Genomic DNA, 252 nt, shown 5'->3' with positions numbered 1-252 from the left:
TGGTGAAATTGTAGAACATTTATCATTAGGACAATCAACGGTTTCTCACCAATTAAGGTTTCTAAAGAATTTACGCCTTGTGAAGTCGAGAAGAGAAGGGACGTCCATCTATTATTCACCTGAAGACGAGCACATTTTGGAAATCCTTGAAAAAACAATTGAGCATTCAAACCATGATTAAAATAATTGTTTAAATGTGGAGATTCTCCTTCTAGAAAGGAGGCGAATATTCTCTTTAATAATATTGTACGG

1 protein-coding gene is annotated in these 252 nt (G+C 34.5%); it reads left to right on the top strand.

Annotated features, from left to right (window positions below; genetic code table 11):
• The coding region (locus AOA59_RS28440; RefSeq protein WP_143522848.1) for a metalloregulator ArsR/SmtB family transcription factor at positions 1-181 on the top strand (181 nt) is incomplete at its 5' end.
• Positions 182-252: the final 71 nt, after the last annotated feature.

The organism is Pseudomonas sp. 2822-15 (assembly GCF_002742515.1).
Taxonomy (GTDB): Bacteria; Pseudomonadota; Gammaproteobacteria; order Pseudomonadales; family Pseudomonadaceae; genus Aquipseudomonas; species Aquipseudomonas salomonii.
Note: the sequence above shows the minus strand (reverse complement) of the source record. Positions and strands in the feature narration are given on the sequence as shown.